This window comes from Arthrobacter sp. zg.Y820, assembly GCF_030125555.1.
Lineage (GTDB): Bacteria > Actinomycetota > Actinomycetes > Actinomycetales > Micrococcaceae > Arthrobacter_B.
This window is the reverse complement of the sequence record NZ_JASKLX010000010.1, coordinates 58,718-84,109: the sequence shown is the minus strand read 5'-3', so window position 1 is coordinate 84,109 and position 25,392 is coordinate 58,718. Positions and strand designations below refer to the sequence as shown.

The 25,392-nt window shown below is 65.7% G+C and carries 22 protein-coding genes; 19 read left to right on the top strand and 3 right to left on the bottom strand.

Translation table 11 applies throughout. The features are described 5' to 3' along the window. Positions 1–68 precede the first annotated feature (68 nt). Complete coding sequence (gene hisG, locus QNN99_RS12375; protein ID WP_229966765.1) at positions 69–911, top strand: ATP phosphoribosyltransferase; 843 nt, start codon at positions 69–71, stop codon at positions 909–911. A gap of 12 nt (positions 912–923) precedes the next feature. Further along, complete coding sequence (gene hisF / locus QNN99_RS12370) at positions 924–1,694, top strand: imidazole glycerol phosphate synthase subunit HisF (protein ID WP_229966764.1); 771 nt, start codon at positions 924–926, stop codon at positions 1,692–1,694. A 51-nt stretch (positions 1,695–1,745) separates the two neighbouring features. Here the strand turns inward: hisF and QNN99_RS12365 are convergent, their stop codons facing one another. After that, on the bottom strand, positions 1,746–2,627 hold the full coding sequence (locus QNN99_RS12365) for a cupin domain-containing protein (RefSeq protein ID WP_229966763.1): 882 nt from the start codon (positions 2,625–2,627) through the stop codon (positions 1,746–1,748). Positions 2,628–3,153: 526 nt separating this feature from the next. Here QNN99_RS12365 and QNN99_RS12360 point away from each other — a divergent pair. From QNN99_RS12360 to QNN99_RS12340, 6 genes are all read left to right on the top strand, one after another. Beyond that, the gene (locus QNN99_RS12360) at positions 3,154–4,194 is read left to right on the top strand and encodes an NAD(P)-dependent alcohol dehydrogenase (protein ID WP_229966762.1); all 1,041 of its coding nucleotides are present in this window, start codon (positions 3,154–3,156) and stop codon (positions 4,192–4,194) included. Between the two features lie 315 nt (positions 4,195–4,509). Further along, entirely contained in the window at positions 4,510–5,847 is a 1,338-nt protein-coding gene (locus tag QNN99_RS12355) for a family 43 glycosylhydrolase (RefSeq protein WP_229966761.1), read from the top strand. A gap of 296 nt (positions 5,848–6,143) precedes the next feature. Beyond that, positions 6,144–6,446, top strand: a complete 303-nt coding sequence (locus tag QNN99_RS12350; RefSeq protein WP_229966760.1) for a hypothetical protein — start codon at positions 6,144–6,146, stop codon at positions 6,444–6,446. A 527-nt stretch (positions 6,447–6,973) separates the two neighbouring features. Continuing rightward, complete coding sequence (locus QNN99_RS12345; RefSeq protein WP_229966759.1) at positions 6,974–7,993, top strand: DUF808 domain-containing protein; 1,020 nt, start codon at positions 6,974–6,976, stop codon at positions 7,991–7,993. 108 nt (positions 7,994–8,101) lie between these two features. After that, on the top strand, positions 8,102–8,371 hold the full coding sequence (locus QNN99_RS17530; protein ID WP_442860530.1) for an RNA 2'-phosphotransferase: 270 nt from the start codon (positions 8,102–8,104) through the stop codon (positions 8,369–8,371). Between the two features lie 26 nt (positions 8,372–8,397). Further along, on the top strand, positions 8,398–8,868 hold the full coding sequence (locus QNN99_RS12340) for a hypothetical protein (RefSeq protein ID WP_229966758.1): 471 nt from the start codon (positions 8,398–8,400) through the stop codon (positions 8,866–8,868). A gap of 18 nt (positions 8,869–8,886) precedes the next feature. Here the strand turns inward: QNN99_RS12340 and QNN99_RS12335 are convergent, their stop codons facing one another. Both QNN99_RS12335 and QNN99_RS12330 read right to left on the bottom strand, forming a co-directional pair. Next, complete coding sequence (locus QNN99_RS12335) at positions 8,887–9,108, bottom strand: hypothetical protein (RefSeq protein ID WP_229966757.1); 222 nt, start codon at positions 9,106–9,108, stop codon at positions 8,887–8,889. 47 nt (positions 9,109–9,155) lie between these two features. Further along, the gene (locus QNN99_RS12330) at positions 9,156–9,800 is read right to left on the bottom strand and encodes a TIGR03085 family metal-binding protein (RefSeq protein ID WP_229966756.1); all 645 of its coding nucleotides are present in this window, start codon (positions 9,798–9,800) and stop codon (positions 9,156–9,158) included. Positions 9,801–9,889: 89 nt separating this feature from the next. Between QNN99_RS12330 and hisI the strand changes: the two genes are divergently transcribed. The 11 genes from hisI (at position 9,890) to pyk (ending at position 25,264) form a co-directional block, all read left to right on the top strand. Then, on the top strand, positions 9,890–10,348 hold the full coding sequence (hisI, locus tag QNN99_RS12325) for a phosphoribosyl-AMP cyclohydrolase (protein WP_229966755.1): 459 nt from the start codon (positions 9,890–9,892) through the stop codon (positions 10,346–10,348). 73 nt (positions 10,349–10,421) lie between these two features. Further along, a complete protein-coding gene (locus QNN99_RS12320; protein WP_229966754.1) occupies positions 10,422–12,041 on the top strand; it encodes an anthranilate synthase component I in 1,620 nt (539 codons plus the stop codon). Between the two features lie 51 nt (positions 12,042–12,092). After that, positions 12,093–12,791, top strand: coding sequence for a Trp biosynthesis-associated membrane protein (locus QNN99_RS12315; protein ID WP_229966753.1), 699 nt, complete (start codon positions 12,093–12,095; stop codon positions 12,789–12,791). Positions 12,792–12,901: 110 nt separating this feature from the next. Further along, positions 12,902–13,195, top strand: coding sequence for an HGxxPAAW family protein (locus tag QNN99_RS12310; protein WP_229966752.1), 294 nt, complete (start codon positions 12,902–12,904; stop codon positions 13,193–13,195). Then, positions 13,196–14,026, top strand: a complete 831-nt coding sequence (trpC, locus tag QNN99_RS12305) for an indole-3-glycerol phosphate synthase TrpC (protein ID WP_229966751.1) — start codon at positions 13,196–13,198, stop codon at positions 14,024–14,026. A 68-nt stretch (positions 14,027–14,094) separates the two neighbouring features. Then, complete coding sequence (trpB, locus tag QNN99_RS12300) at positions 14,095–15,507, top strand: tryptophan synthase subunit beta (protein ID WP_229966750.1); 1,413 nt, start codon at positions 14,095–14,097, stop codon at positions 15,505–15,507. Further along, positions 15,504–16,337, top strand: coding sequence for a tryptophan synthase subunit alpha (gene trpA / locus QNN99_RS12295; RefSeq protein WP_229966749.1), 834 nt, complete (start codon positions 15,504–15,506; stop codon positions 16,335–16,337). Before trpB ends, trpA begins: the two co-directional genes overlap by 4 nt. Beyond that, positions 16,337–17,377 carry a prolipoprotein diacylglyceryl transferase gene (lgt, locus tag QNN99_RS12290; RefSeq protein WP_229966748.1) on the top strand — a complete coding sequence of 347 codons (1,041 nt, stop codon included), beginning with the start codon at positions 16,337–16,339 and terminating at the stop codon, positions 17,375–17,377. Before trpA ends, lgt begins: the two co-directional genes overlap by 1 nt. Positions 17,378–17,560: 183 nt before the next feature. Continuing rightward, entirely contained in the window at positions 17,561–22,150 is a 4,590-nt protein-coding gene (gene gltB, locus QNN99_RS12285; RefSeq protein ID WP_229966747.1) for a glutamate synthase large subunit, read from the top strand. Next, positions 22,143–23,600 (top strand): glutamate synthase subunit beta, encoded by a 1,458-nt coding sequence (locus QNN99_RS12280; RefSeq protein ID WP_229966746.1) that lies wholly within the window; start codon positions 22,143–22,145, stop codon positions 23,598–23,600. The genes gltB and QNN99_RS12280 overlap by 8 nt, the downstream gene beginning before the upstream one ends. A gap of 152 nt (positions 23,601–23,752) precedes the next feature. After that, a complete protein-coding gene (gene pyk / locus QNN99_RS12275; RefSeq protein WP_229966745.1) occupies positions 23,753–25,264 on the top strand; it encodes a pyruvate kinase in 1,512 nt (503 codons plus the stop codon). Positions 25,265–25,392: the final 128 nt, after the last annotated feature.

The window sequence follows — 25,392 nt, the reverse complement described above, 5'->3', positions numbered from 1 at the left end:
GAACCAGCGCGTGGCCCCGCCGGCAACCTCACCCCAACCTCAGTGACTTCCAGCGAAAGATGCCTCCCATGCTCCGTGTAGCCGTCCCCAACAAGGGATCCCTCTCCGAATCCGCCTCCGCCATGCTCTCCGAAGCGGGCTACCGCCAGCGCCGCGACAGCCGCGAACTGGTCCTGGTGGATCCGGACAACGACATTGAATTCTTCTTCCTCCGCCCCCGCGACATCGCCGTCTACGTCGGCGCCGGAACGCTCGACGTCGGCATCACCGGCCGCGACCTGTTCCTGGACGCCGAGGTGGACGCGGAGGAGCTGATGAACCTGGGCTTCGCCAAGTCCACCTTCCGCTTCGCCGGACCGGCAGGCGACTTTACCGCCATCGAGGAGCTCGAGGGCAAGCGCCTGGCCACCAGCTACGACGCACTGCTGCGCAACTACCTGACGGACCGCGGCATCAACGCCTCGGTGGTACGGCTTGACGGCGCCGTGGAGTCTTCGGTGCGCCTCGGCGTCGCCGACGCGATCGCCGACGTCGTCGAAACCGGAACCACGCTGCGCGCCGCCGGCATGGAAATCTTCGGCGAGCCGATCCTGAAGTCCGAGGCCATCCTGATCGGCCGCCGCGGGGAAAACCCCGCCGGCGTCGACGTCCTGATCCGCCGCCTGCGCGGCGTCCAGGTGGCGCACCAGTACGTAATGATGGACTACGACGTGCGCCGCGAACTCGTCGACCAGGCGGCAGCCCTGACACCGGGCCTGGAATCGCCCACCGTCTCACCCCTGCAGGACAGCGGCTGGGTGGCCGTGCGCTCCATGATCAGAAAATCCGACACGAACCGGATCATGGACGAGCTCTACGACCTGGGCGCCCGCGCCATCCTCGTGAGCACCATCCACGCCTGCCGGATCTAGGGGAGGACCACCATGAGTGTTGCGATCCGCGTCATTCCTTGCCTGGACGTCGACGCCGGCCGCGTGGTCAAGGGCATCAATTTCGAGGGCCTGCGCGACGCCGGAGACCCCGTGGAGCTGGCGCACCGCTATGACCGCGCCGGAGCCGACGAGCTGACCTTCCTGGACGTCACGGCATCCTCGGGCAACCGCGACAACGTGTTCGACGTCGTCTCCCGGACCGCCGAGGAAGTCTTCATTCCGCTGACCGTGGGCGGGGGAGTGCGCGGCATCGCCGACGTCGACCGGCTGCTGCGCTCCGGCGCGGACAAGGCCTCGATCAACTCGGCCGCCGTCGCCCGCCCGGACGTCATCGACGAGATCACCCGCCACTTCGGTTCGCAGGTGCTGGTGCTCTCCGTGGACGCACGGCGAACGCACGACGGCGCCACGCCGTCGGGTTTCGAAATCACCACGCACGGCGGCCGCCGGGGCACAGGGATCGACGCCGTCGCCTGGGCCCGCGAGGCAGCGGACCGGGGCGTGGGGGAGATCCTGCTGAACTCCATCGACGCCGACGGCACCCGCGAGGGCTTCGACCTGGAAATGATTCGGGCCGTCCGCGCGGCAGTAAAGGTGCCGCTGATCGCCTCCGGCGGTGCCGGCGTGCCCGAGCACTTCCCGGCCGCCGTGATCGCCGGGGCCGACGCCGTCCTGGCCGCCTCGGTCTTCCACTTCGGGCCCGACGATGCCATCGCCAAGGTCAAGCAGGCCATCCGCGACGCCGGGTTCGCTGTCCGCTGACGTTTGCCGGAAACGTTCCGACGAACGCGAGTACAGCGATGGGGGGAGCAGCTAGGCCCTTGAGGCCACGAAAATCTGGGCCGGCCCCGTGAACGTGGCTGTTACGGGGTCCCCGGCGTACAAGATCTTCGCTCCGGGCTCCAGATCCGTTGTGACCTCATCTACGGTGATGGCGGCGGGTTCCATCGCGGCGAGCACTACGCTGAACGGTCCCAGCCGGGCGGGCTTCGGATCATCCCCTACGACCACCCGCCGCAGGTCCAGATCGTCGCTCCAGAGCGGAATGCGCTGCTCGCCGTCGTCGACGTCGGCAACAGGCAGGGGAGAAGGCTGCGGCTGTCCGTCGCCCGTCAGGACCTGGAGCTCGCAGAGGTCCACGCGCTCCTTGGTCAAGCCTGCCTGCAGCGCATTATCGGAGTGGCCCATCACCACTGCTGCTTGGCCGGACAGATAGGTATGCAGGCACCCGGGGGGTATCACGGCTACCTGCCCGGGATCCAGCTGGATCAGCTGCATGCAGACGGCCAGCAGGACGCCCCGGTCGTCTGGGAAAATCGGCTGCAGCCGGCGTACTACGGCGGCCGCCTCGGCGGCCGGTCCCTCAACGTCCCGGATCCGGTGCACCGCGTCGGCTGTTTCCCGCAGTGCGGCGGCCTTTTCATGAGAGCTCATGCGCAACACTGAGTGGATGGCGGTCTCATGGCGGAAGGAGAGATAGGAACGCAGCCAGGGCAGTTCCAGGCCGGAAGCGATGGCCTGAAGCTCTTCCGTGCTCCTTTCCCCGGCAAGCACGCGCAGGGGCGTGAGGGCCACGGCTACCTCACACTTCGGGTTGCGGTCCTTGTAGTTCCGGTTTCCGGCGCCCAGCGGCACGCCCCGGGCCTGTTCCCGGACGAAACCCGCCAGCGCCTGCTCCCAACGCGGGTGCAGCATGATCGGCGGCGGAACATCGGCGTCCAAGATCTGAAGGCGGAAGGGAAACGGAGAGCCGGTTCCGGCGTCCGCATGGGGGACTGCGACAGGTTGGTCCCCGGCAAACCGCTCCAGTGTTTGCCGGAAGGTCGCGGGATCCCAATCAATGAGCAGGCCGCGCGAGGCCGAGGGTGAAGAACGGCGAGCGGCTGCTCCGGAACTGGAGCGGACAGAATCGGCACGGACAAAAGTCACTTACATCACCAATACGGGGCACATACGAAGCTATTAGGGACCGCAGGGTCCCACATGCGGAAAACGCGTTCTTAATTATAGGCATTACCGTCCGGACAGGAACTGGTTGCTGATCCCCCTTGTCAGGCAGGTGCTGCCGGCCGGACCGGAGCGCCGCTGTTGCTCCGGGTCGGCGTCCGGGCTCGAAGCGGGCCGGATCCGCCGTCGTCGCCCCCTGCGGAAATAAATAGCGCAGGATCGGACTTGTGCCTTAGGTGCCCTATGGCACTGTTACCCCACAGCTTGGAGAAATATGACTACCGCACGCGCTTACGCAGCCCCCTCCGCCACCGATCCGCTGGTTCCCACCACGATCGAACGCCGCGAGGTCGGCCCGCATGACGTCCTCATCGACATTGCCTATGCCGGTGTCTGCCACTCGGACATCCACACCGTCCGCGGCGAATGGGGACCCATCGCGTACCCGCAGGTTGTCGGCCACGAAATCGTGGGCACCGTGGCCGAGGTTGGTGCGGATGTCACCGCGCACAAGGTCGGCGACCGTGTGGGCGTTGGCTGCATGGTCAACTCGTGCCGGGAATGTGAAAACTGCCTCGCCGGCATGGAGAACTACTGCCTGAACGGAAATACCGGCACCTACACTGCCGTGGACCGCGACGGCAGCATCACGCAGGGCGGGTATTCCACCGCCATCGTGGTGGTCGAGGACTTCGTCCTGAGCGTGCCCGAGAGCATCCCGTACGAAGCCGCGGCTCCGCTGCTCTGCGCCGGCATCACCACCTACTCGCCCCTCGCCCACTGGAACGCGGGACCGGGCAAGAAGGTCGCCGTCGTCGGCATGGGCGGACTCGGACACATGGGTGTCAAGATCGCCGCTGCCATGGGCGCCGAAGTGACGGTCCTGTCCCAGTCGTTGAACAAGCAGGAAGACGGCCTCCGTTTCGGTGCCGAGCACTACTACGCCACCAGCGACGCGGGCACGTTCGAGAAGCTCGCGAACACCTTCGACCTGATCATCAACACTGTCAGCGCCCCCGTGGACATGCAGCAGTACCTGTCCCTGCTCCGCCTGGACGGAACGATCGTGAACGTCGGCGCCCCGCCCGAGCCGCTGCCGGTCTCGGTCTTCGCCCTCATGGGCAACCGCCGCTCGTTCGCATCTTCGGGCATCGGCAGCATCGCCGAGACCCAGGAAATGCTGAACTTCTGCGCGGAGCACAACATCGCCCCCGAGATCGAGCTCATCAAGGCCGAGGACATCAACACCGCCTACGAGCGTGTGCTGAAATCCGACGTCCGCTACCGGTTCGTCATTGACGCGGTGACCATCTAATTTCTTAGAGTTAAAGGCACCCTGTCGGTTGGCGGGGTGCCTTTTGCGTTCAACCCGGAATAGATGGTCCGACGACGCCTGCGCCCTTTGCAGACCCGCACGTGATCTGGTGTGGCCTCACACCGGAACACGACATGGGTGGTGCTGCGCGGTGCCGCTTCCGGGAACGGTGCGCCGGACCGCCATGTAGAGCGAGAGTACGCCGGCTGCGGTCGTAGATGTTCCTGGAGTGGCGTTCTAGCCGTTGGTTGTTTCCTGTTGGCTTTATCCGCTCGGATTGATAGTTTGTCCTTCCACCAACGGGAATGGCAGGTTATGGAAACTGACTTTGAGAAAGCCGCTACCGATGAGGGTGCAGCAACTGGTTTTGTTTTTGCTACCTTTGTTGGTAACGGCCCAGCGGGGGAAACCCTGAACCTGTTTTATTCACCGGACGGGAAAACGCTGTTCGGCGGGGACAATAACCCGGTATATGTTCCGGCCGATGGTGGCGGACTCCGGGACCCGTCAATCCTGTATTGGAATGATCGTTGGTATGTGGCTTACACCACTACGGACGGCCGGAATAAAAACTTCGCCATTGCATCGAGCTCCACAGGACACCCCGGGTCGTGGAGTCTACTGACCAAGGTTTCCGTTGCCGCCGCGCCCGGACTCGTCAAAGCGTGGGCGCCGGAACTGGTGGTGGACGGCAATGACGTTTACGTGTTCTTCAGCCGGATTACGTCCGCAAACGTGGGCGATATGTACTATGTCAAGGCGGCCAATGCCGCCTTGACCGCCTGGAGCACTCCCGTTGCCGTTACCTTTGCGAACGAGCCCGCGAGTTACATTGACGGTGTACCGATCAGGGGAACCGACGGGCAATGGTATCTGTTCTATTCCACAGGCAACAGCATTGACCGGGCCGCGGGCGAGACCATCACGGGCCCCTGGAGAACCGATCGTTCAGGCAACTGGGCCGGGTGGGGAAGCGGTATCGAGGGACCTGCCATTTTGAAGGATGGGGACACATACCGGATGTATTTTGACCGGTACGTAAACAATCTGGGGCTGCACTGGAGCGAAGCCGCCAGCCTCAACGGACCGTGGTCCCCAGCAACCAAGGTGGTGACCGCTCCCTATGTCCTCCAGAGGGGCCAGACCATCCGGCATGGAAGCGTCTATGCGCTTTCCTCACCCATGGCCCGGAACAAGATGATTGCGGCTCTTGCCATGCCGGTTACCGGCGGCAATCATTCGGAGTGGCAGAATCCCCCAGGGGTACCGATCCCAAAGGGCAGGCCTACCGTTATGAGCTGGGTGGTTCCCGACGAATCCGAAAGCGTGAACCCGAACTTGGTTGCCTTTGAGGACGGCGGAACGTTCACCTTGAATGAGTACTGCAATTACGCGATTGTCATGACCGCCGCAGCCATCGGAGTTACGGGCGTAACACGTTCGTTCATTGAGATGATCAGTGAAGATGGTAGAACCATTCATATGCGGCAGGCTGGGGGCGCGGAGGACGTTTTCTCGTTCAGCATGGCGACGTTCAAGCCGCGCGCCGCCGGTGAAAGAGTCCGGTTCCGGATTTATTTGAACTGGACCGGCTCGCAAACCACTGCAGCCGTCCCGGTCCGGGTTCGGTTTACCAAAATCGCAAGAATCTAAAGGCGAAGGAAGGTAGCCCTAGGCGCCAGCTCGGGTAGTCCAATAGCTGATGCTGCCCAGGAAGCCTGGCTCTCCGTTGTCCAGTACGAGCTAGAAGGGATATAGCCACTAGCGCGAATTTCTTTTCAGACCGGCCGGTGGCCGTGATTTCCGGATAGCGTCGCGAAACCGACTAGCGGCTTGGTCGGGGTAAACGAAGACCCAGTGCGCAAGAATAAGGATTACGTGAAAATCGCGGTCCTCATCCGAGGCATTCTTTATGCCGAACCCCTGTTGTTATGGAGAGTGGAGTAGCCGTGGCGAAGTACATCGACGATGCGGTACGAAGTATGTCCCGATTCGCAGAATTGCTCTCGCTGGTAGGTCTCCCGGAGTTGGGTCACGGCTATAAAAATGAGGCACAAAAAATCGAGTGTGACGGATCAGAACCAGCCGTGGCTGAAACACGAGAGTGGATTAGGGAAACCTTCAGATACCAAGGAAGCGGCAGCATTCCCGATCGATATGTTGCCAAACAGGACGGTTCGGCAGATCTTCCCCTGACCTCCGAATATCACGAGTTGATAAAGGCTCTCGGAACCTTCGTGGAGGGACGTTAGGCGAGCAGTCATCGTGCGATTCGTGCCGTTCAAACCGGTGTGCTGTGGGGTGTCATTGGTTCAGCAGCAGCAAGGCAATTTAGAGAGTGAAGGCAACTGGCAGTCCCGATGGAGTAATCAGTGAGCCGGACTTCCAAATCGGGGTCATCGTCGATTTGATCGAGTGGTGGGGCATCGGGCCCGCTCATCGGGGGGAACGTAGAAATAAGCTCCTTGTAAAACTCCCGAAAGCCCGGGGTGGTTACAGGGACGTCGTCATAGGAGTGGCTCTCGGACCAGCTCGCTCATCCCACCAGGCGGAAAAATCCGCATCCGTCACACTGTCCGGGTCAAACGCCAAGATCTCGTAGGTCAGGGCAGTGGAGACTACAGCACGAGCCAGGAACGCCTTGGCGCCGGTACGGGCCGCCTGGTCCCTGTACTAAGGGGGCTTTCCAGTCGACCTATAATTGCACCATGGCATATCTGCGTCCCGAAGGCGCCCTCTACGCGCAACCGCCCGTCCCGCATCAGCAAGGAGCCGCACTGTGAGCGGGGGACTGGTCGCCCTGCTGGACGACGTCGCTGCCCTGGCCCGCATCGCCGCCGCATCGGTCGATGACATCGCTGCCGGAGCTGCGAAAGCAGGGGCCAAGGCCGCCGGCGTCGTCATTGACGATGCCGCCGTGACCCCCCAGTACGTATCCGGTGCCGACCCGTCCCGTGAACTCCCGATGATCAAGAAGATCTTCTGGGGCTCGCTGCGGAACAAGCTGCTGATCATCCTGCCGGCACTGTTGCTGATCAGCGCCTTCATTCCCGTTGTGATCCCGTTCATTCTCATGCTCGGCGGCACGTACCTCTGCTACGAGGGCGCGGAGAAGGTCTGGCACAAGTTCTTTGGCCATCATGAGGACAAGGCGGCGCCGGCGGTGGAGCGGGGTCCCGACGCCGAGTCCAAAGTGGTCAAGGGAGCCATCACCACCGACTTCATCCTGTCCTGCGAGATCATGGTCATCTCCATGAACGAGGTGGGCGACGCGTCCATCTGGGTCCGCGCGATCATCCTCGTGGTGGTGGCTATTGCGATCACGATTCTGGTCTATGGGGCCGTTGGGCTGATCGTCAAGATGGATGACATTGGCCTGCATCTGGCGAAAAAGGAGTCAGCAGGCTCCCAGCGCCTCGGCGGACTCCTGGTGAAGGGAATGCCCGCCGTGCTGGCGGCCATCACCTTGGTGGGAACCGTCGCCATGCTCTGGGTGGGCGGCCACATCATGCTGGTAGGCGCGTCCGACCTCGGCTGGCACGCGCCGTACGACCTGGTCCACGCACTGGAGCACCCGGTGGCAGGACTCGCTGTTGTGGGCGGGTTCCTGGGCTGGCTCGTGAACACGCTTTGCTCGGCCATCGTCGGACTGGCCTGGGGCCTGGTTGTCATGGCGATCCTGCACCCGCTGATGAAGGTTCTGCCGTTCGGCAAGAAGGACGGGAAGGAAGACGGTGACGCCAGGGCGGCAGCCGCCGGGCACCGTCAGAAGAAATCCGACACCGATCCGGCCGGCTAAACTTTGCGGTCCGCCCGGACACCCGGATAAAGCAATAAGGCCCCGCTTCCCTTTGTCTTCAAGGGAGGCGGGGTCTTTCCATTGGTGACGGGGATGTGAGCCGTTTCGATACCCGCACCAAGCCGATCAGAGATCAGCCGCGTGCTGTCCCACGCGTTGCGCCATGCTCCGGAGGAATACGGACTGGAGCTGGAGACGGAAGGCTGGGCGCCCGTCGGGGATGTCATTCCTGCTCTGCGGCTGATGGGTCCTGAGTGGGCCGTTGACGGGAAGGTGCTCCATCCCTCCCTCGGCTTTATCGGTTCCGGCAGGCACCGAAGAATAAGAGGCTGGAAGGTCAGGTCCAACCCGCCGCAATGTTGTCCTGCACGCCGATAACTTTAGGCGCGGGTATTCTGCGGGACATGGCTTACGACATCTTGGCATTTGATCCCGGCAGCGTGACAGATGCGGACTTCCCGGTGTGGTGGGATAAACAATTGGAGTGGTTGGAAGGTCATTCTTACGACGACGCATCCGTGACAACTCCAGCATTGAAGGAGTTTTACAAAGGGCTTATTCAGACGTTTCCTCCGATGAACGGACCCCATTCCCCGACGAATGAGGAAATCGGCGCAAATGCGGATCTGGAAGATCGGCTGACTGATTACTCGATCGGAACAACCGTGGTTTATGGTGCATTTGCCTGGAGCCAAGATGCGATGGCGAGGCTTCTTTTTACTTCGCTGGCTGCAAAGCATGGTGTTGCCGTCGCTTTGGTCAGCGGTCCGGTGGCTCGAAGTCTTTCCTCCTCAGCCGCCGCTTCCTCAAACTCCTCCGCGAAGAAGCGCGCCGTGGCTGGGTTGGTGGCAGGGTCGCCGCTGCGGGCGACGTAGTGCTCTTCACGTCCTGATTCAAAAGAAAACCGCAAAAGAATGTCCCAATTGCGCGGCCAGCCGTTCGGCCAGGTCCTTTCCGTCAGCGAAGTATTGCCGTTCCCCGAGCAGGTACATGGTCATGGGAAGAAACCACACTGCAGCCGTCAGGTTAAAGGTGATGAGCGCGCTTCGTATCTGTTCCTTCCACGCACCCGCCGAGATGGCAGAAAGTGCTCGTCTCAGCGCTGAGAAGGGCACTTTCTGCCATCTCGCTTGGGGGAGAGGAGAGGAGGGGGAGCAAAACCCTAAAGCCCGATATCGGCACTCTCCAGCAGAGCGACGGCGTCGGGCTGGCCCTCGAACATCACCAGGGCCTGCTTGGTGCGGCCGTGGGCGTGCATCAGCAGCTCACCCGGCTCGCCGATAATCGCCACTGAGACCGGAGCGCGTTTGGCCACATGCCGGGGACCGTCGGGCCGGACCAGGACAATGCCCAGATCCACACCCCGGTACAGGAGCGCGGCGCGCTTGATCAGGTCCGCCCACAGGGCATCGGAATAATCGGCGTCCAGGGCGCGCGGAGCCCAGCGGTCACCGGCGCGGCGCACGTCTTCGGTGTGGACGAAGTACTCAACCAGGTTGGCGCTGTTGTCCAGGGCCTTCATGTGCATGGGGGACAGGCGCGGCGGACCGGAACGGAAGGCCCGAACCAGCTTGGCATAACCCTCAACGGTGGACGCCTTGGCGGCGGTCTCCTCCATGGCCTTGTCCGTCTTGGCGGCGAAGGGCTTCAGGAAGAAACCCAGGGCGGCGGCCGGGCGGTGCTCCCGCAAATAGAGGTGGGCTGCCAGGTCTTTGGTCAGCCAACCTTCGCACAAAGTGGGTGCTTGAGGACCGGCCGCAAGCAACGTTTCGGCCAGGACTTCACGGGAGGGTTGTACAAATCGCATCACTGCTGAAACTAGCACGTTAAGCGTCTTTTGGCGCGGGTGACGGGCACAGGGAATGCCCCACAGCCAAACGCACTAGAATCGATGGGATGGCTTCCCTAATCTCTCCCCCCGAATTCCCGCAGGCACCCGGCCTGGATCCCGCGATTTCCGCCGCCCTGAAGCGCGACGACGCCGGGCTGGTGGCCGCCGTCGTCCAGCAGCACGACACCGGCGAGGTGCTGATGCTCGGCTGGATGGACGACGAAGCGCTGCACCGGACCCTGACGACGGGACGGGTGACTTTCTGGTCCCGTTCCCGGCAGGAATACTGGCGCAAGGGGGACACCTCCGGCCACGTCCAGTGGGTCAAGTCGGTGGCGCTGGACTGCGACGGCGATGCCCTGCTGGTCCGCGTGGACCAGGTCGGCGCAGCCTGCCACACCGGAACCCGCACCTGCTTTGAGGGCCGCGACCTTCCGGTCCTGGCCCCCACTGAATCCCAGAGCACGGAATCCCAGAGCACCGACGCTGGAATTCGCCAAGGCACCACGGACCCGGAGAACTAGCCCGGAATTCCGCGCCGCCATCCACACGTAGCCAGCCCCGCGCTGGAGCGCTGACCGGAAAGAAACCAGACACATGCAGGATCTTGGAGTTATCCGTCCCGGCCTCGAGGAATTCCGGGCACTGGCAGCCGAACACCGGGTGGTGCCTGTGCACGTGAGCGTGCTGGCCGACGCCCACACGCCGATCGGCATTTACCGCAAGCTCACCGCGGGCGCCCCGGGAACCTTCCTGATGGAATCCGCGGCCGCCGGCGGCGTCTGGTCCCGGTACTCCTTCATCGGCGCCTCCTCCCGGGCCACCCTGACCACGCACGACGGCGAGACCCACTGGCTGGGCGAACCGCCGGCCGGAGTGCCGCTGGACGGAAACCCCGTTGAGGCGATGGCCCGCACCATCGAACTGCTGCAGACCGAGCGGCTGGACGGCGTACCGCCGTTCACCTCCGGGCTGGTGGGCTTTGTCGGCTGGGAAACCGTGCGCCGCTGGGAGAAACTGCCCAACCCGCCCGTGGATGACCTGGACCTGCCGGAACTGGCCATGAACCTGGTCTCGGACATGGCGGTCCATGACAATTCCAACGGCACGGTGATGCTGGTGGCCAACGCCATCAACTTCGACGGCTCCAATGAGCGCGTGGACGAGGCCTGGCACGACGCCGTGGCCCGCGTGAACTCAATGCTGCAGCGTCTGGCCGAACCCACGCCGCAGCCGGTCTCGGTGCTGCGCGGCGGCACCGTTGACCTGTCCACGCTGACCGGCGGCGTCAAGGAATCCTGGCCCAAGCCGGAGTACACGAAGGCCGTGCAGCGCGGCAAGGAAGCCATCGTGGACGGCGAGGTCTTCCAGGTGGTCATCTCTCGCCGGTTCGAAATGGACTGCGGCGCCTCGCCGCTGGACGTCTACCGGGTCCTGCGCAACACCAACCCGAGCCCGTACATGTACCTGTTCAACTTCGAGGACTCCCGCGGCAACCCGTTCGCCGTCGTCGGCTCCTCGCCGGAAGCGCTGGTGACCGTTACCGGCAGCGAAGTGATCACGCATCCGATCGCCGGATCCCGGCCGCGCGGCAAGGGCGCCGAAGCGGACCGCGCGCTGGCCGAGGAGCTGCTCGCGGACGAGAAGGAGCGCGCCGAGCACCTGATGCTGGTGGACCTGGCCCGCAACGACCTCTCCAAGGTCTGCCGCCCCGGCAGCGTTGACGTCACCCAGTTCATGGAAGTGGAGCGGTTCAGCCACATCATGCACCTGGTCTCCACGGTGGTGGGTGAACTCTCGCCGCAGCGCAGCGCCTACGACGTCCTGGCCGCCACGTTCCCGGCCGGAACCCTTTCCGGCGCCCCCAAGCCGCGCGCCCTGCGCCTGCTGGACGAGCTGGAGCCGCACCGCCGGGGCATCTACGGCGGAGTTGTCGGCTATCTCGACTTCGCCGGAGACATGGACATGGCGATCGCCATCCGGTCGGCGCTGCTGCGGGACGGCAAGGCCTTTGTGCAGGCAGGCGGCGGGATCGTCGCGGATTCGGACCTCGAAGCCGAAGCCCAGGAAACGGTCAACAAGGCGGCGGCACCGCTGCGCGCAGCCCTGATCGCCGGCAGCCTGGACACCGTCGCCGGCGAGCCGCCCGCCACTTCCTTCTCACGGCAGCCCCAGTCTTCAACCCAGCCCCAGTCTTCAACCCAGCCCAATCGCTAATGCAGCCCAATCGCTAATGCAGCACCAACACCCAGAGCAGGAAGTACAGCAGTGAGCACACCCATGAAGAGGTGGCAGCGCAAGGGAACCGTCATCATGGCGGCGGTGCTCTTCGGCATCGCAGCCTTTGCCACCACCACGCGCACCTGGCTGAACGTGCAGTTGCCGCGGACGGCCGTCCAGACCCCGGACCTGGCCGTTTCCGGTTCTGACGCCGCCACCGCCGTGACGGCGTTCGCCGTCGTGGCGATCACGGCCGGGCTGGCCGCCTCCATCGCCGGTCCCATCGCCCGCTGGATCGTCAGCGTCATCCTGCTGGTCTCCGGCGTGGGCGTGGCCGTCGCCAGCTACACAGTGATCAGCGATCCCGAACAGGGCGCCGCCGGCGCCATCGGCCAGGCGATCGGCGTCAGCGGCGGCGACGGCACCGTTGTCACGCTGACCGCGCTGCCCTGGGCCGCACTGGTCTGCGGAATCCTGATCGCCCTCACCGGCATCTGGCTCGCCATCGCCAGCCGCGGCTGGAAGTCCTCCCGCCGCTATGCGCCCGCTCCGGCGCCGGCGGCGGACGAGGCCTCGGCAGCCAACTTGCCCGGCACGACGACGGCTGGAGCCGCCACTCCGTCCGGCGGCTCCAGCCCCGCCAACCCTTCGAACCCCTCCGGCGCCGCGGCGGGGCAGGAACCGGTTGACGAGATCGACAGCTGGGACCGGCTGACCCGCGGGGACGACCCCACCAACTACCGCTGACCCCGGGCCGGGCCGGCGGATCCCGGAACCGGCCGACCCGGGCGCAATGTGAAAGAGTTTCCGCCAGTCAATGGCAGAATGGAAACAGATTCGTTTAGAGGAGAATTATCATGGGCGCAAACGCCACTGACAGCAACGTTGACATCAAGCCGGAAAACTCGGCCCAGAGCCACGCCAGCATCCACGATGAGACCATCGGCCACGGCAATACCCCTGCCGCCTGGACCTGCGTCCTGATCATGATCGTCGGCGCCGGAATCTCCAGCTTCGGCTACATCATTGCCAGCGTGCTGTGGTTCTGCATCGGCCTGGGCGTCATCGCCGTTGGCCTGCTCGTCGGCTTCATCATGCGGAAGGCCGGCTACGGCGTAGGCGGCTCGAAGCTCTCCAACAACGGTCACTAAGTGAGCGTTCTGGACGACATCGTCGCCGGCGTTGCCGAGGATCTCGAGGCACGCCGGCGCACGGTTCCGCTGGAGCAGATGCAGGAGCGCGCCCGTGCGGCAGCTCCCGCCCTGGACGCATTCGCCGCGCTGGGCGGGAACGACTCTGCGCGCAGCGAACTGCACGTCATCGCCGAGGTCAAGCGCAGCAGCCCCTCCAAGGGCGCGCTGGCCGCGATCACTGATCCGGCCTCGCTGGCCGCCAGCTACGAAGCCGGCGGGGCAGCGGTGATCAGCGTGCTCACCGAGCAGCGCCGCTTCGGCGGTTCCCTCGCAGACTTCGACGCCGTCCGGTCGGCCGTGAACATTCCGCTGCTGCGCAAGGACTTCACGGTTGATGAATACCAGATCTGGGAGGCGCGGGCGCACGGCGCCGACCTGGTGCTGCTGATCGTCGCCGCCCTGGACGATGCCCGGCTGAAGACTTTCCTGGCGCTCACCCATGACCTGGGCATGAACGCCCTCGTGGAAACGCACACGGCCGAGGAAATCGAGCGTGCCGTGGCCGTTGGCGCCAAAATCATCGGCGTGAACGTGCGCAACCTGAAAACCCTTGACGTTGACCGTTCGGTCTTCGCGGCGCTGGCGGGCAGCATCCCCGCCGCCGCCGTCGTCGTCGCCGAATCGGGTGTGCGGGACGCGGCCGACGTCGTGCACTACGCCTCGGAGGGCGCCAACGCCGTCCTCGTGGGCGAAGCCCTCGTGCGGCACAACAATCCCGCCGCCACCATCGCCGAGTTCACCCGGACCGGCCGGGACGCGCTGGCCGCCCGCGTGCACGGCAAAGGCTGACAAGAACGCAACAATTCCCTGTCCGGACGGCCCGCCGCCCGGACCAAAGCAGGACAGGAACCAGCCCCATGACCGGGAATCCGGAACAGACGGGTGCGGCTCAGCCCGCACCCGAGTCCACAGACACCTCCACCGCGCCGTCGGACGCCGCCCGGCAGGAAGCCGCCGGAGCCGTCACTGAGGAGGTGGCCGACGCGTTCCTGAACACCCACGGTTCGCTGCGCCACGCCCCCGGACCCTACTTCGGCGAGTACGGCGGACGCTGGATGCCCGAGTCCCTGATTGCGGCGCTGGACGAGCTGGAAGACACCTTCGAAAAGGCCAAGGCCGATCCGGAGTTCACCGCCCAGGTGGCTGACCTGAACAAGAACTACTCCGGCCGCCCCTCCCTGCTGACCGAGGCCAAGCGCTTCGCCGAGCACGCCGGCGGCGTGCGGATCTTCCTCAAGCGCGAAGACCTGAACCACACCGGCTCGCACAAGATCAACAACGTGCTCGGCCAGGCACTGCTGGCCAAGCGCATGGGAAAGACCCGCGTGATCGCCGAAACCGGCGCCGGCCAGCACGGCGTGGCCAGCGCCACCGCCGCCGCCCTGCTGGGCCTGGAATGCGTGGTCTACATGGGAGCCGAGGACTGCCGCCGGCAGGCCCTGAACGTGGCCCGCATGGAGCTGCTCGGCGCCACCGTCATTCCGGTGACCCACGGTTCGCAGACGCTCAAGGACGCCATCAACGAGGCGCTGCGCGACTGGGTGGCCAACGTCGATGACACCCACTACCTGCTCGGCACCGCCGCCGGAGCGCATCCGTTCCCGGCCATGGTCCGCTTCTTCCACGAAGTCATCGGCGAGGAGGCCCGCGCCCAGATGCTGGAGCAGGCCGGCCGGCTGCCCGACGCCGTGTGTGCCTGCATCGGCGGCGGGTCCAACGCGATCGGCATCTTCCACGGATTCCTCGACGACCCCGAGGTGAAAATCTTCGGCTTCGAGGCCGGCGGCGACGGCGTCGAAACCGGCCGCCATGCGGCCACCATCACGCTGGGACGGCCCGGCGTGCTGCACGGCGCGCGTTCCTACCTGATGCAGGACGAAGACGGCCAGACGGTGGAATCGCACTCGATTTCCGCCGGCCTGGACTACCCCGGCGTGGGCCCGGAGCACTCCTACCTCTCCGACATCGGCCGGGTCTCCTACGAGCCCATCACCGACACCGAGGCAATGGATGCCTTCCAGCTGCTCTGCCGCACCGAAGGCATCATCCCGGCCATTGAATCCGCTCACGCGCTGGCCGGCGCCATCAAGGTGGGCCGGCGGCTCGCCGAGGAGGCGAACGCGGAAGGTCCCGGCGCCTCGGACAAGATCGTGCTGGTGAACCTCTCCGGGCGGGGCGACAAGGACGTGGCGACCGCCGCGGAATGGTTCAACCTGCTGGACGAGAAGTCAGCCGAAGCCAAAATCGCCAAAGAGGGGGAACAGCTGTGAGCACCGGTGTCCGCAACACGTCCGGATCGGGCAGAAACGCCGCCAGCAAGTCCGCGGCAGCCATTGACCGGGCCGCCGCAGACGGCCGCGCCGCGCTGATCGGCTACCTGCCGGCCGGCTTCCCGTCGGTGCAGGAAACCATCGACGCCGGCATCGCCCTGGCCCGAAACGGCGCGGACCTGATTGAGGTCGGCATCCCGTACTCGGACCCGGTGATGGACGGCCACGTCATCCAGGCAGCCACCACCGAGGCGCTGGGTAACGGTTTCCGCGTCGCCGAGGTGTTCGACGTCGTCGCCGGCATCACTGCCGCCACGGACGCCGCCGTGCTGGTGATGACCTACTGGAATCCAGTGGTGCGGATGGGCGTGGACGAGTTCTCCCGCCGCCTGGCCGAAGCCGGGGGAGCGGGCCTGATTACACCGGACCTGATCCCCGATGAAGCCTCCGAATGGATGGCGGCCTCGGACAAGTACGGCCTGGACCGGGTGTTCCTGGTGGCGCCGTCCTCCACGCCGGACCGCATGAAGAGCACCGTCGCGGCCAGCCGGGGATTTGTCTACGCGGTGTCCATCATGGGCGTCACCGGTGCCCGCAGCTCGGTGAGCAGCGCGGCCAGGGACGTTGTATCGGCGGCCCGCGCCGCCGGTGCGCAGCGCGTCTGCGTTGGCCTGGGCGTCTCGAACTCCGGCCATGTCCGGGAAATCGGCGCCTACGCCGACGGCGTGATCGTGGGCACCGCCCTGGTGGCGGCCCTGCGCGACGGCGGCGTTCCCGCGGTCGCCGACCTCACCCGTGAACTGAGCACCGGAACCCGAAAGAGCAACTAATGAACCTGATGTCCGTGTTGGTCCCGGCCAGCATTCCCAGCCCGCCCGCGGACTTCAGCAGCTTCTCGCTGGGGCCGCTGACCATCCACGCGTATGCGCTGTGCATCCTGGCCGGCATCGTCCTGGCCCTGTGGATGACCTCGGTCCGCTGGCGGCGCCGCGGCCTGCCCGAAGAAGCGGTGTGGGACATCGCCATCTGGGCCATTCCGTTCGGCATCATCGGCGGCCGCCTCTATCACGTCATCTCCTCGCCGGACGCCTACTTCGGCGTCAACGGCGACCTCTCGCTGATTCCGCAGATCTGGCGCGGCGGACTGGGCATCTGGGGAGCCGTGGCGCTGGGCGCCGTCGGCGCATGGATCGGCTGCCGGCGCGCCGGCATCAAACTCTCCACGTTCGCCGACGTCGGCGCTCCCGGCCTGCTGCTCGCGCAGGCCGTGGGCCGCTGGGGCAACTGGTTCAACCAGGAGCTCTTCGGCGCTCCCACCGAGGTGGCCTGGGGGCTGGAAATCGACGCCAACAACCCCAACTTCCCGGACGGAACAGCGCCCGGCACCCTCTTCCACCCCACCTTCCTGTACGAGTCGCTCTGGTGCCTGGCCGGCGTCGCCCTGCTGCTGGCACTGGACAAGCGGTTCCGGCTGCGCGGCGGACGCCTGTTCTGGCTCTACGCCGCCTACTACACGCTGGGCCGGCTCTGGATCGAGATCCTGCGCATCGACGACGCTGAAATGATTACGCTTTTTGGCGTCACACAACGGCTGAATGTGTGGACCAGCATCGGCATCTTCGTGTTCTCCGTGGCCATGTTCATTTACCTGACTTTCCGCGCCCGTAAAGGCCCGGAGGCCTCGTTCTACCTGCCCGGCCGGGAGCCGGCAGCCGAGGTCGGCGCGGCACCGGCAGGTAACAAGAATGAAACGGTGAAGCAAGATCCGGATTCCGGCTCATCAACGGGTTCTCTGCGTGCTAATCTCGCAGAGACAAAAAGCGAGGAGGATAATTCTCGCAAGCCCGGGACACCGGGTACTGCCAAGTAGCACCTGTCGGGTCACCCTCCCGGCGGTGCTTCTGCCACGTAGTTGTGGCCGTCCGGAAGGGACCACGGGAACAACCCCGGACGCCCTTCCGTGTCACTGAACACCGCGGAATATTTGCGCCTTCCGCCGTGGGGCCAGCGTTGTCCCCTCCCACAAGCTCCATCAGGGGGAAGGACTTACCTCATGACTGATCTGTTTCCGCCCGGCGGATCTTCCGCCGTTTCGCCGTTCACCCGCTTCGCCGCTTTTCCGGCGGACACCGGGCTGTACCGCGCCGAGAACGAAAAAGACGCCTGCGGGCTGGCCGTTATCGCCACCCTGCGCGGGGAACCCGGGCACGACATTGTCGACGCCGCCCTTACCGCCCTGCGCAACCTGGAGCACCGCGGTGCCGTGGGCGCAGACGAGGGAACCGGCGACGGGGCCGGGCTGCTGACCCAGGTGCCCGACGAATTCTTCCGTGCCGTCACCGCCTTCGACCTGCCCGCCGCCGGCACCTACGCCGTCGGCACCGCGTTCCTGCCCACCGAGGGCCGGGAGCAGGACACCGCCCGCGCCGGCGTGGAAGCGATCGCCGAGTCCGAGGGCCTCACCGTCCTGGGCTGGCGTGACGTGCCGATCGTCGCTGACCTGGTGGGCGCCATGTCCCGGGCCTGCATGCCGCATTTTGTCCAGGTGTTCCTGGCACCGGCCGACGGCGATGCCTCCGACCTGGACGCCCGCGCCTTCCGCGTCCGGAAACGGTCGCAGAACAAGTTCGGCGTGTACTTCCCCTCGCTGTCCTCCAAGACCATGGTCTACAAGGGCATGCTCACCACCGCGCAGCTGGAGCCGTTCTATCCGGACCTCTCCGATCCGCGCTTCAAGACCCGGCTGGGCATTGTCCACTCCCGGTTCTCCACCAACACCTTTCCGTCCTGGCCGCTGGCCCAGCCGTTCCGCGCCATTGCGCACAACGGCGAAATCAACACGGTCAAGGGCAACCGCAACTGGATGCGCGCCCGCCAGTCCCAGCTGAAGAACCCGCTGCTGGGCGAGACCCCGGAAGAGCTCTACCCGATCTGCACCCCGGGAGCCTCCGACTCGGCGTCCTTCGACGAGGTCGCCGAACTGCTGATGCTGTCCGGCCGACCGATCACTCACGCCATCATGATGATGATTCCCGAGGCCTGGGAAAACCACGCCACGATGGATCCGGCCCGCCGCGCCTTTTACCAGTACCACTCCATGCTGATGGAGCCATGGGACGGCCCCGCCGCCGTGTCCTTCACCGACGGCACGCAGGTCGGAGCGGTCCTGGACCGCAACGGCCTGCGCCCGGCCCGCTACTGGGTGATGGAGGACGGCCTCGTGGTCCTCGCCTCCGAGGTGGGCGTGGTGGACATTGATCCGGCGAAGGTGGTCCGCAAGGGCCGCGTCTCCCCGGGGAAGATGTTCCTGGTCGACACTGAAGCCGGACGCCTGATCGAGGATTCCGAAATCAAGGCCGAGATGGCTGCCGCGAATCCGTGGGCGGACTGGGTCCGGGAAAACCAGGTCTCCCTGGAGGAACTGCCCGAGCGCGAACACGTGCTGCACACCAAGGCCTCGATCAACCGCCGGCAGCGCACCTTCGGCTACACCCAGGAGGAACTGCGCATCCTGTTGGGCCCGATGGCCCGCACCGGCGCGGAACCGCTGGGCGCCATGGGCTCGGACACGCCGATCGCGGTGCTTTCCCAGCGTCCCCGGCTGCTCTTTGACTACTTCGTGCAGTCCTTCGCGCAGGTCACCAACCCGCCGCTGGACGCCATCCGCGAGGAACTGGTCACCTCCATGCGCGCCTCGATCGGCCCGGTCGGGAACCTGCTGGCCGCCGGCCAGGTCCGCAACCATCAGATTGCCCTGAACTTCCCGGTCATCAACAATGACCAGCTGGCCAAGATCACCAACGTCACCAACAACGACGGCGAGAAGGTCTCGCTGAAGGTGCGCGGCCTGTACCGCCCGCAGGGCGGCGAGGCCGAGCTGCGCGCCCGGATCTCCGAGATCTGCGAAAAAGTCTCCGGCGCCGTGAACCGCGGCATCGAGTACATCGTCCTCTCGGACCGTGACTCCAGCGCGCAGTGGGCACCGATCCCGTCGCTGCTGCTGCTCTCCGCCGTGCACCATCACCTGCTCAAGAGCGCCAACCGCACCAAGATCTCCCTGCTGGTGGAGGCCGGCGACGTCCGCGAGGTCCACCACGTGGCGGTGCTCATGGGCTACGGCGCCTCGGCGGTCAACCCGTACCTGGCGATGGAAAGCTGCGAGGAACTGGTCCGCAACGGCGACATCACCGGCGTGACCCGCGAAGAGGCAGTCTCCAACCTGATCAAGGGCCTCGGCAAGGGCGTCCTGAAGATCATGTCCAAGATGGGCATCTCCACGGTGGCCTCCTACTGCGGCGCGCAGACCTTCGAGGCCCTGGGCCTGGGCCAGGAACTGGTCGACGAGTTCTTCCACGGCACCCAGTCCCAGCTCGGCGGCGTCGGCCTGGACGTCATCGCCGCCGAAGCCGCCGCCCGGCACGCCAGCGCCTACCCGGACGACGAAATCGAGGATCCGCACCGGCCCCTGGAGAACGGCGGGGAATACCAGTGGCGCCGCGAAGGCCCGCCGCACCTGTTCAACCCCGAAACCGTCTTCCGGCTGCAGCACGCCACCCGTGAACGACGCTACGACGTGTTCAAGGCCTACACCAACGGCGTGGACGACCAGTCCAAGTCATTGATGACCCTGCGCGGCCTGCTCGAATTCCGCACCGCCGAACGCTCAGCGGTGCCGATCGATGAGGTGGAGCCCGTCTCCAGCATCGTGAAGCGCTTCTCCACCGGCGCGATGAGCTACGGCTCCATCTCGCAGGAGGCTCACGAAACGCTGGCCATCGCCATGAACCGCCTCGGCGCCAAGTCCAACACCGGCGAGGGCGGCGAGGACGTGGAACGCCTGCTCGATCCGGAGCGCCGCTCCGCGATCAAACAGGTGGCCTCCGGGCGCTTCGGCGTCACCAGCCTGTACCTGACCAACGCCGATGACATCCAGATCAAGATGGCCCAGGGCGCCAAGCCCGGCGAGGGCGGCCAGCTCATGGCGCAGAAGGTCTACCCCTGGGTTGCCCGCACCCGGCACTCCACCCCCGGCGTCGGCCTGATTTCCCCGCCGCCGCACCACGACATCTACTCCATCGAGGACCTCGCCCAGCTGATCTACGACCTCAAGCGCTCCAATCCGAGCGCCCGGGTCCACGTCAAGCTGGTGTCGGAGGCCGGCATCGGCACCGTGGCGGCGGGCGTGACCAAGGCCAAGGCCGACGTCGTTCTCGTTTCCGGGCACGACGGCGGCACCGGCGCCTCGCCGCTGAACTCGCTCAAGCACGCCGGCGCCCCCTGGGAGCTGGGACTGGCCGAGACCCAGCAGACGCTGATGCTCAACGGCCTCCGCGACCGCGTGGTGGTGCAGGTGGACGGCCAGCTCAAGACCGGACGCGACGTCGTGATTGCCGCGCTGCTCGGCGGCGAGGAGTTCGGTTTCGCGACCGCTCCGCTGGTGGTCTCCGGCTGCGTCATGATGCGCGTCTGCCACCTGGACACCTGCCCGGTGGGCGTGGCGACGCAGAATCCTGAACTCCGGTCCCGCTTCACCGGCAAGCCCGAATTCATCGTGAATTTCTTCGAGTTCCTGGCTGAGGAAGTGCGCGAAATCCTCGCCGAACTGGGGTTCCGCTCCCTCGAGGAGGCAATCGGGCACACCGAGCTGCTGGACACCAAGGCAGCCGTGGACCACTGGAAGGCCGACGGACTGGACCTGGAGCCGATCCTGCGCGGAGCCGACGTCGTCGAACCCGGCGCGCCCATGCGCAACATGGTGCCGCAGAACCACGACCTGGACTCGCACTTCGACAACAAGCTGATCGAAATGAGCGCCGACGCCCTGGCGAACCGCAGCCCGGTGCGCATCACCCTGGACGTGGTGAACACCGACCGCTCGGTGGGCACCATGCTCGGGCATACGGTGACCAAGACGTTCGGCACCGACACCCTGGCTCCCGACACCATCGACGTGACCCTCACCGGCCAGGCCGGTCAGTCACTCGGCGCATTCCTGCCGGCCGGCGTTACGCTGCGCCTGCTGGGGGACTCCAACGACTACGTCGGCAAGGGCCTCTCCGGCGGACGGATAATCGTCCGCCCGGACCGCGCCAACGTCTTCGACGCGGCACGGAACGTCATTGCCGGAAACGTGATCGGCTACGGCGCCACCAGCGGCGAGATGTTCCTGCGCGGCCAGGTGGGCGAACGCTTCCTGGTCCGCAACTCCGGAGCCACCGCCGTCGTCGAGGGAATCGGCGACCACGGCTGTGAATACATGACCGGGGGACAGGCACTGATCCTGGGCCCGACGGGACGCAACTTCGGCGCCGGCATGTCCGGCGGCACGGCGTACCTGCTGGATTTGCGGACCGAACGGATCAACAAGGACGCGCTGGAGAAGGGCGAGCTGCGCCTGGAACCGCTGGACGCCGAGGACGCCGACATTGTCCGCGGCCTGCTGATCCGGCACGTCGAGGAAACCGAATCCGTCCTGGCGGCGTCCCTGCTCGAGGACTTCGCCGCCACTGCCCGCCGCATGACCAAGGTGCTGCCGCGTGACTACGCCGCAGTGCTTGACGCCCGTGCCTCAGCTGCCGAAGCCGGGCTTGACCCCGACGGCGCCGAAGCATGGACCCGAATTCTGGAGGTAACCGGTGGCTGACCCACGCGGATTCTTGAAAGTACGTGAACGCCAGACCCAGCCGCGCCGGCCCGTACCGGTGCGCATCATGGACTGGAAAGAGGTCTACGAAGCCCAGCAGAAGGGCGTCCTGAAGGAACAGGCGGGCCGCTGCATGGACTGCGGCATCCCGTTCTGCCACCAGGGCTGCCCGCTGGGCAACCTCATCCCCGAGTGGAATGACCTGATGTACCGGGACAAGGGCCGCGAGGCCATTGAACGGCTGCACGCCACGAACAACTTCCCGGAGTTCACCGGGCGGCTGTGCCCGGCGCCGTGCGAGTCCTCCTGCGTGCTGGGTATCAACCAGCCGGCGGTCACCATCAAGCAGGTCGAGGTCTCGATCATCGACCAGGCCTTCGACGAAAACTGGGTGACCCCGCACGCGCCGGAGCGGCTCACCGACAAGACAATCGCCGTCGTCGGCTCCGGTCCCGCGGGCCTGGCCGTCGCGCAGCAGCTCACCCGCGCCGGCCACACCGTGGCAGTGTACGAGCGCGACGACAAGATCGGCGGGCTGCTGCGCTACGGCATCCCCGACTTCAAGATGGAAAAGCTGCAGGTGGACCGCCGCCTGGACCAGATGCGCGCCGAGGGAACCCGGTTCCGCACCGGCGTCGAAGTGGGCCGGGACATCAGCTGGGAGCAGCTGCGCCGGCGCTACGACGCCGTCGTGGTGGCCACCGGCAGCACCGTGCCGCGGGACCTTCCGATTCCCGGACGCGAGCTGAACGGCGTGCATTTCGCCATGGAGTACCTGGTGCAGGCCAACCGCGCCGTCGCGGGGGAGCAGGTCCGGAACTCCATTTCAGCCGAGGGCAAGCACGTGATCATCCTCGGCGGAGGCGACACCGGCGCCGACTGCCTGGGTACGGCGCACCGCCAGCAGGCCGCCTCGGTGACCACGCTGGCCATCGGAGCGCAGCCGCCGGCCGAACGCGCCGCACATCAGCCGTGGCCGATGTTTCCGACGCTGTTTGAAACCGCCAGCGCCCACGAGGAAGGCGGGGAGCGCACCTACCTGGCCTCCACCGTGGAGTTCGTGGGGGAGCGCGGGCAGCTGACCGGAGTGAAAATCGCCGAGACGGAGTTCGTGGACGGGCGGCGCGTGCCCAAGGCCGGCACCGAGCGGGTGCTGCCGGCGGACCTGGTGTTCCTCTCGCTCGGCTTCACCGGTCCGGAGCCCGCCGGGCTCGCCGAGCAGGTGCACACGGAGTTCGACGAACGCTCCAACGTAGTGCGGGACGGCTATTACATGACCAAAACGCCGGGCGTGTTTGCCGCCGGTGACGCCGGCCGCGGCCAGTCACTGATCGTGTGGGCGATTGCCGAAGGCCGTGCCTGCGCCGCCGCCGTGGACCAGTGGCTGATGGGTTCCACCCGTCTGCCGGCGCCCGTGGCGCCCACGGACCGGGCGATCTCGCCTCTCTGACCTCCTGCGTAGCCGGCTGAGGGCCAGCGGGGCCGGGTGAGGCCCAGCCTGGGCCGGGTGAGAGAAAAAACACGGGCCGCAGTTCCCGTCACAGGCGGCTCCTGCGGCCCGTCTCCATGCGTAATCGGCGCCGGGCGACTACGCTGGAAGACATGAGACGCGCAAAAATTGTGGCCACTTTTGGCCCCGCAATCAACAGCTACGAAAACACCCTCGCGGTTCTGCGCGCAGGAGTGGACGTGGCTCGGATGAACATGAGCCACGGCGACCACGACGTACATAAGTCCGTGTACGACAACGTGCGCCGCGCTTCCGAGGAACTGGGCAAGCCCGTCGGCATCTTCGCCGACCTGCAGGGCCCCAAGATCCGCCTGGGCCGTTTCATGGACGGTCCGCACTTCCTGAACAAGGGTGATGTTTTCACAATCACCATCGAGGACGTGCCTGGCACCAAGGAGATTGTCTCCACCACGCACACCGGCCTGCCGAACGACGTCAACGTGGGGGACACCCTGCTGATCGACGACGGCAAGGTTGCGGTGCGCTGCACCGCTGTGGACGACGTCAAGGTTGTCACCGAAGTAACCGTTCCCGGCGCCGTATCGAACAACAAGGGCCTGAACCTGCCCGGCGTTGCCGTCAGCGTTCCGGCCATGAGCGACAAGGATGAGGCCGACCTGCGTTGGGCCATCCGCACCGGCGTGGACATGGTTGCCCTGTCCTTCGTCCGGAACGCCGTCGACGTCCGCCGCGTCCACGAGATCATGGACGAGGAAGGCCGCCGCGTGCCGGTCATCGCCAAGATCGAGAAGCCGCAGGCCGTTGCCGCCATCGAGGAAATCATCGATGCGTTCGACGCCATCATGGTTGCCCGCGGCGATCTCGGCGTCGAGCTTCCCCTGGAAGACGTTCCCCTGGTGCAGAAGAACGCCATCGAGCTGGCCCGCCGCTGGGCGAAGCCGGTCATCGTGGCCACCCAGGTCCTGGAATCAATGATCGAGAGCCCGCGCCCCACCCGCGCGGAAGCCTCCGACTGCGCCAACGCCGTCCTTGACGGTGCGGACGCCGTGATGCTCTCGGGCGAAACCTCTGTGGGCAAGTACCCGATCGAAACCGTGACCACCATGGCCCGGATCATCGAGTCCACTGAAGAGCACGGCCTGAACCGCGTGCCCGCCCTGGGCTCCAAGCCGCGCACCCGCGGCGGCGCCATCACCCGTGCCGCCGTCGAGATCGCCGATCAGCTGGACGCAAAGTTCGTCTGTACCTTCACCCAGTCCGGTGACTCGGCCCGCCGGCTCTCCCGCCTGCGCCCCAAGAAGCCGGTCCTGGCCTTCACCCCGGTGGAGCAGACGTACCGCTACATGAGCCTCTTCTGGGGCATCCAGCCGATGCTGGTCGAGTTCGCCGAGAACACCGATCAGATGACCGCCCAGGTGGACCGCACGCTGTTTGAGAACGAGCTGGTCGAGCTTGACGACCTGGTGGTCATCGCCGCCGGTTCGCCTCCCGGACAGGCCGGTTCCACGAACTCCATCAAGGTGCACAAGGTGGGGGACATCGCCGACGCCGGTCAGCGCCTCGACGGGCAGATGCGGGTCAAGGAGAAGGTCGGCCCGTGGCCGATCAAGAGCAGCAACAAGGGCAAGGCCAAGTCCATCTAGGTTCGATTGATGTGCTGAGCTGAGCTACTGAAGCTGGGCTGTACGAAAGCTGCCCGACCGGATTTCTCCGGTCGGGCAGCTTTTTATCTTTTCGGTATCCATTTCCATCCATAGATATCCACTTTCTC

Excerpts from the sequence above, each read along its gene's own strand:
- hisG (WP_229966765.1), top strand. The coding sequence starts at position 69 with ATGCTCCGTGTAGCCGTCCCCAACAAGGGATCCCTCTCCGAATCCGCC.
- hisF (WP_229966764.1), top strand. The coding sequence starts at position 924 with ATGAGTGTTGCGATCCGCGTCATTCCTTGCCTGGACGTCGACGCCGGC.
- QNN99_RS12365 (WP_229966763.1), bottom strand. The coding sequence starts at position 2,627 with ATGCTGCACCCGCGTTGGGAGCAGGCGCTGGCGGGTTTCGTCCGGGAA.
- QNN99_RS12360 (WP_229966762.1), top strand. The coding sequence starts at position 3,154 with ATGACTACCGCACGCGCTTACGCAGCCCCCTCCGCCACCGATCCGCTG.
- QNN99_RS12355 (WP_229966761.1), top strand. The coding sequence starts at position 4,510 with ATGGAAACTGACTTTGAGAAAGCCGCTACCGATGAGGGTGCAGCAACT.
- QNN99_RS12340 (WP_229966758.1), top strand. The coding sequence starts at position 8,398 with ATGGCTTACGACATCTTGGCATTTGATCCCGGCAGCGTGACAGATGCG.
- QNN99_RS12330 (WP_229966756.1), bottom strand. The coding sequence starts at position 9,800 with ATGCGATTTGTACAACCCTCCCGTGAAGTCCTGGCCGAAACGTTGCTT.
- hisI (WP_229966755.1), top strand. The coding sequence starts at position 9,890 with ATGGCTTCCCTAATCTCTCCCCCCGAATTCCCGCAGGCACCCGGCCTG.
- QNN99_RS12320 (WP_229966754.1), top strand. The coding sequence starts at position 10,422 with ATGCAGGATCTTGGAGTTATCCGTCCCGGCCTCGAGGAATTCCGGGCA.
- QNN99_RS12310 (WP_229966752.1), top strand. The coding sequence starts at position 12,902 with ATGGGCGCAAACGCCACTGACAGCAACGTTGACATCAAGCCGGAAAAC.
- trpB (WP_229966750.1), top strand. The coding sequence starts at position 14,095 with ATGACCGGGAATCCGGAACAGACGGGTGCGGCTCAGCCCGCACCCGAG.
- lgt (WP_229966748.1), top strand. The coding sequence starts at position 16,337 with ATGAACCTGATGTCCGTGTTGGTCCCGGCCAGCATTCCCAGCCCGCCC.
- gltB (WP_229966747.1), top strand. The coding sequence starts at position 17,561 with ATGACTGATCTGTTTCCGCCCGGCGGATCTTCCGCCGTTTCGCCGTTC.
- pyk (WP_229966745.1), top strand. The coding sequence starts at position 23,753 with ATGAGACGCGCAAAAATTGTGGCCACTTTTGGCCCCGCAATCAACAGC.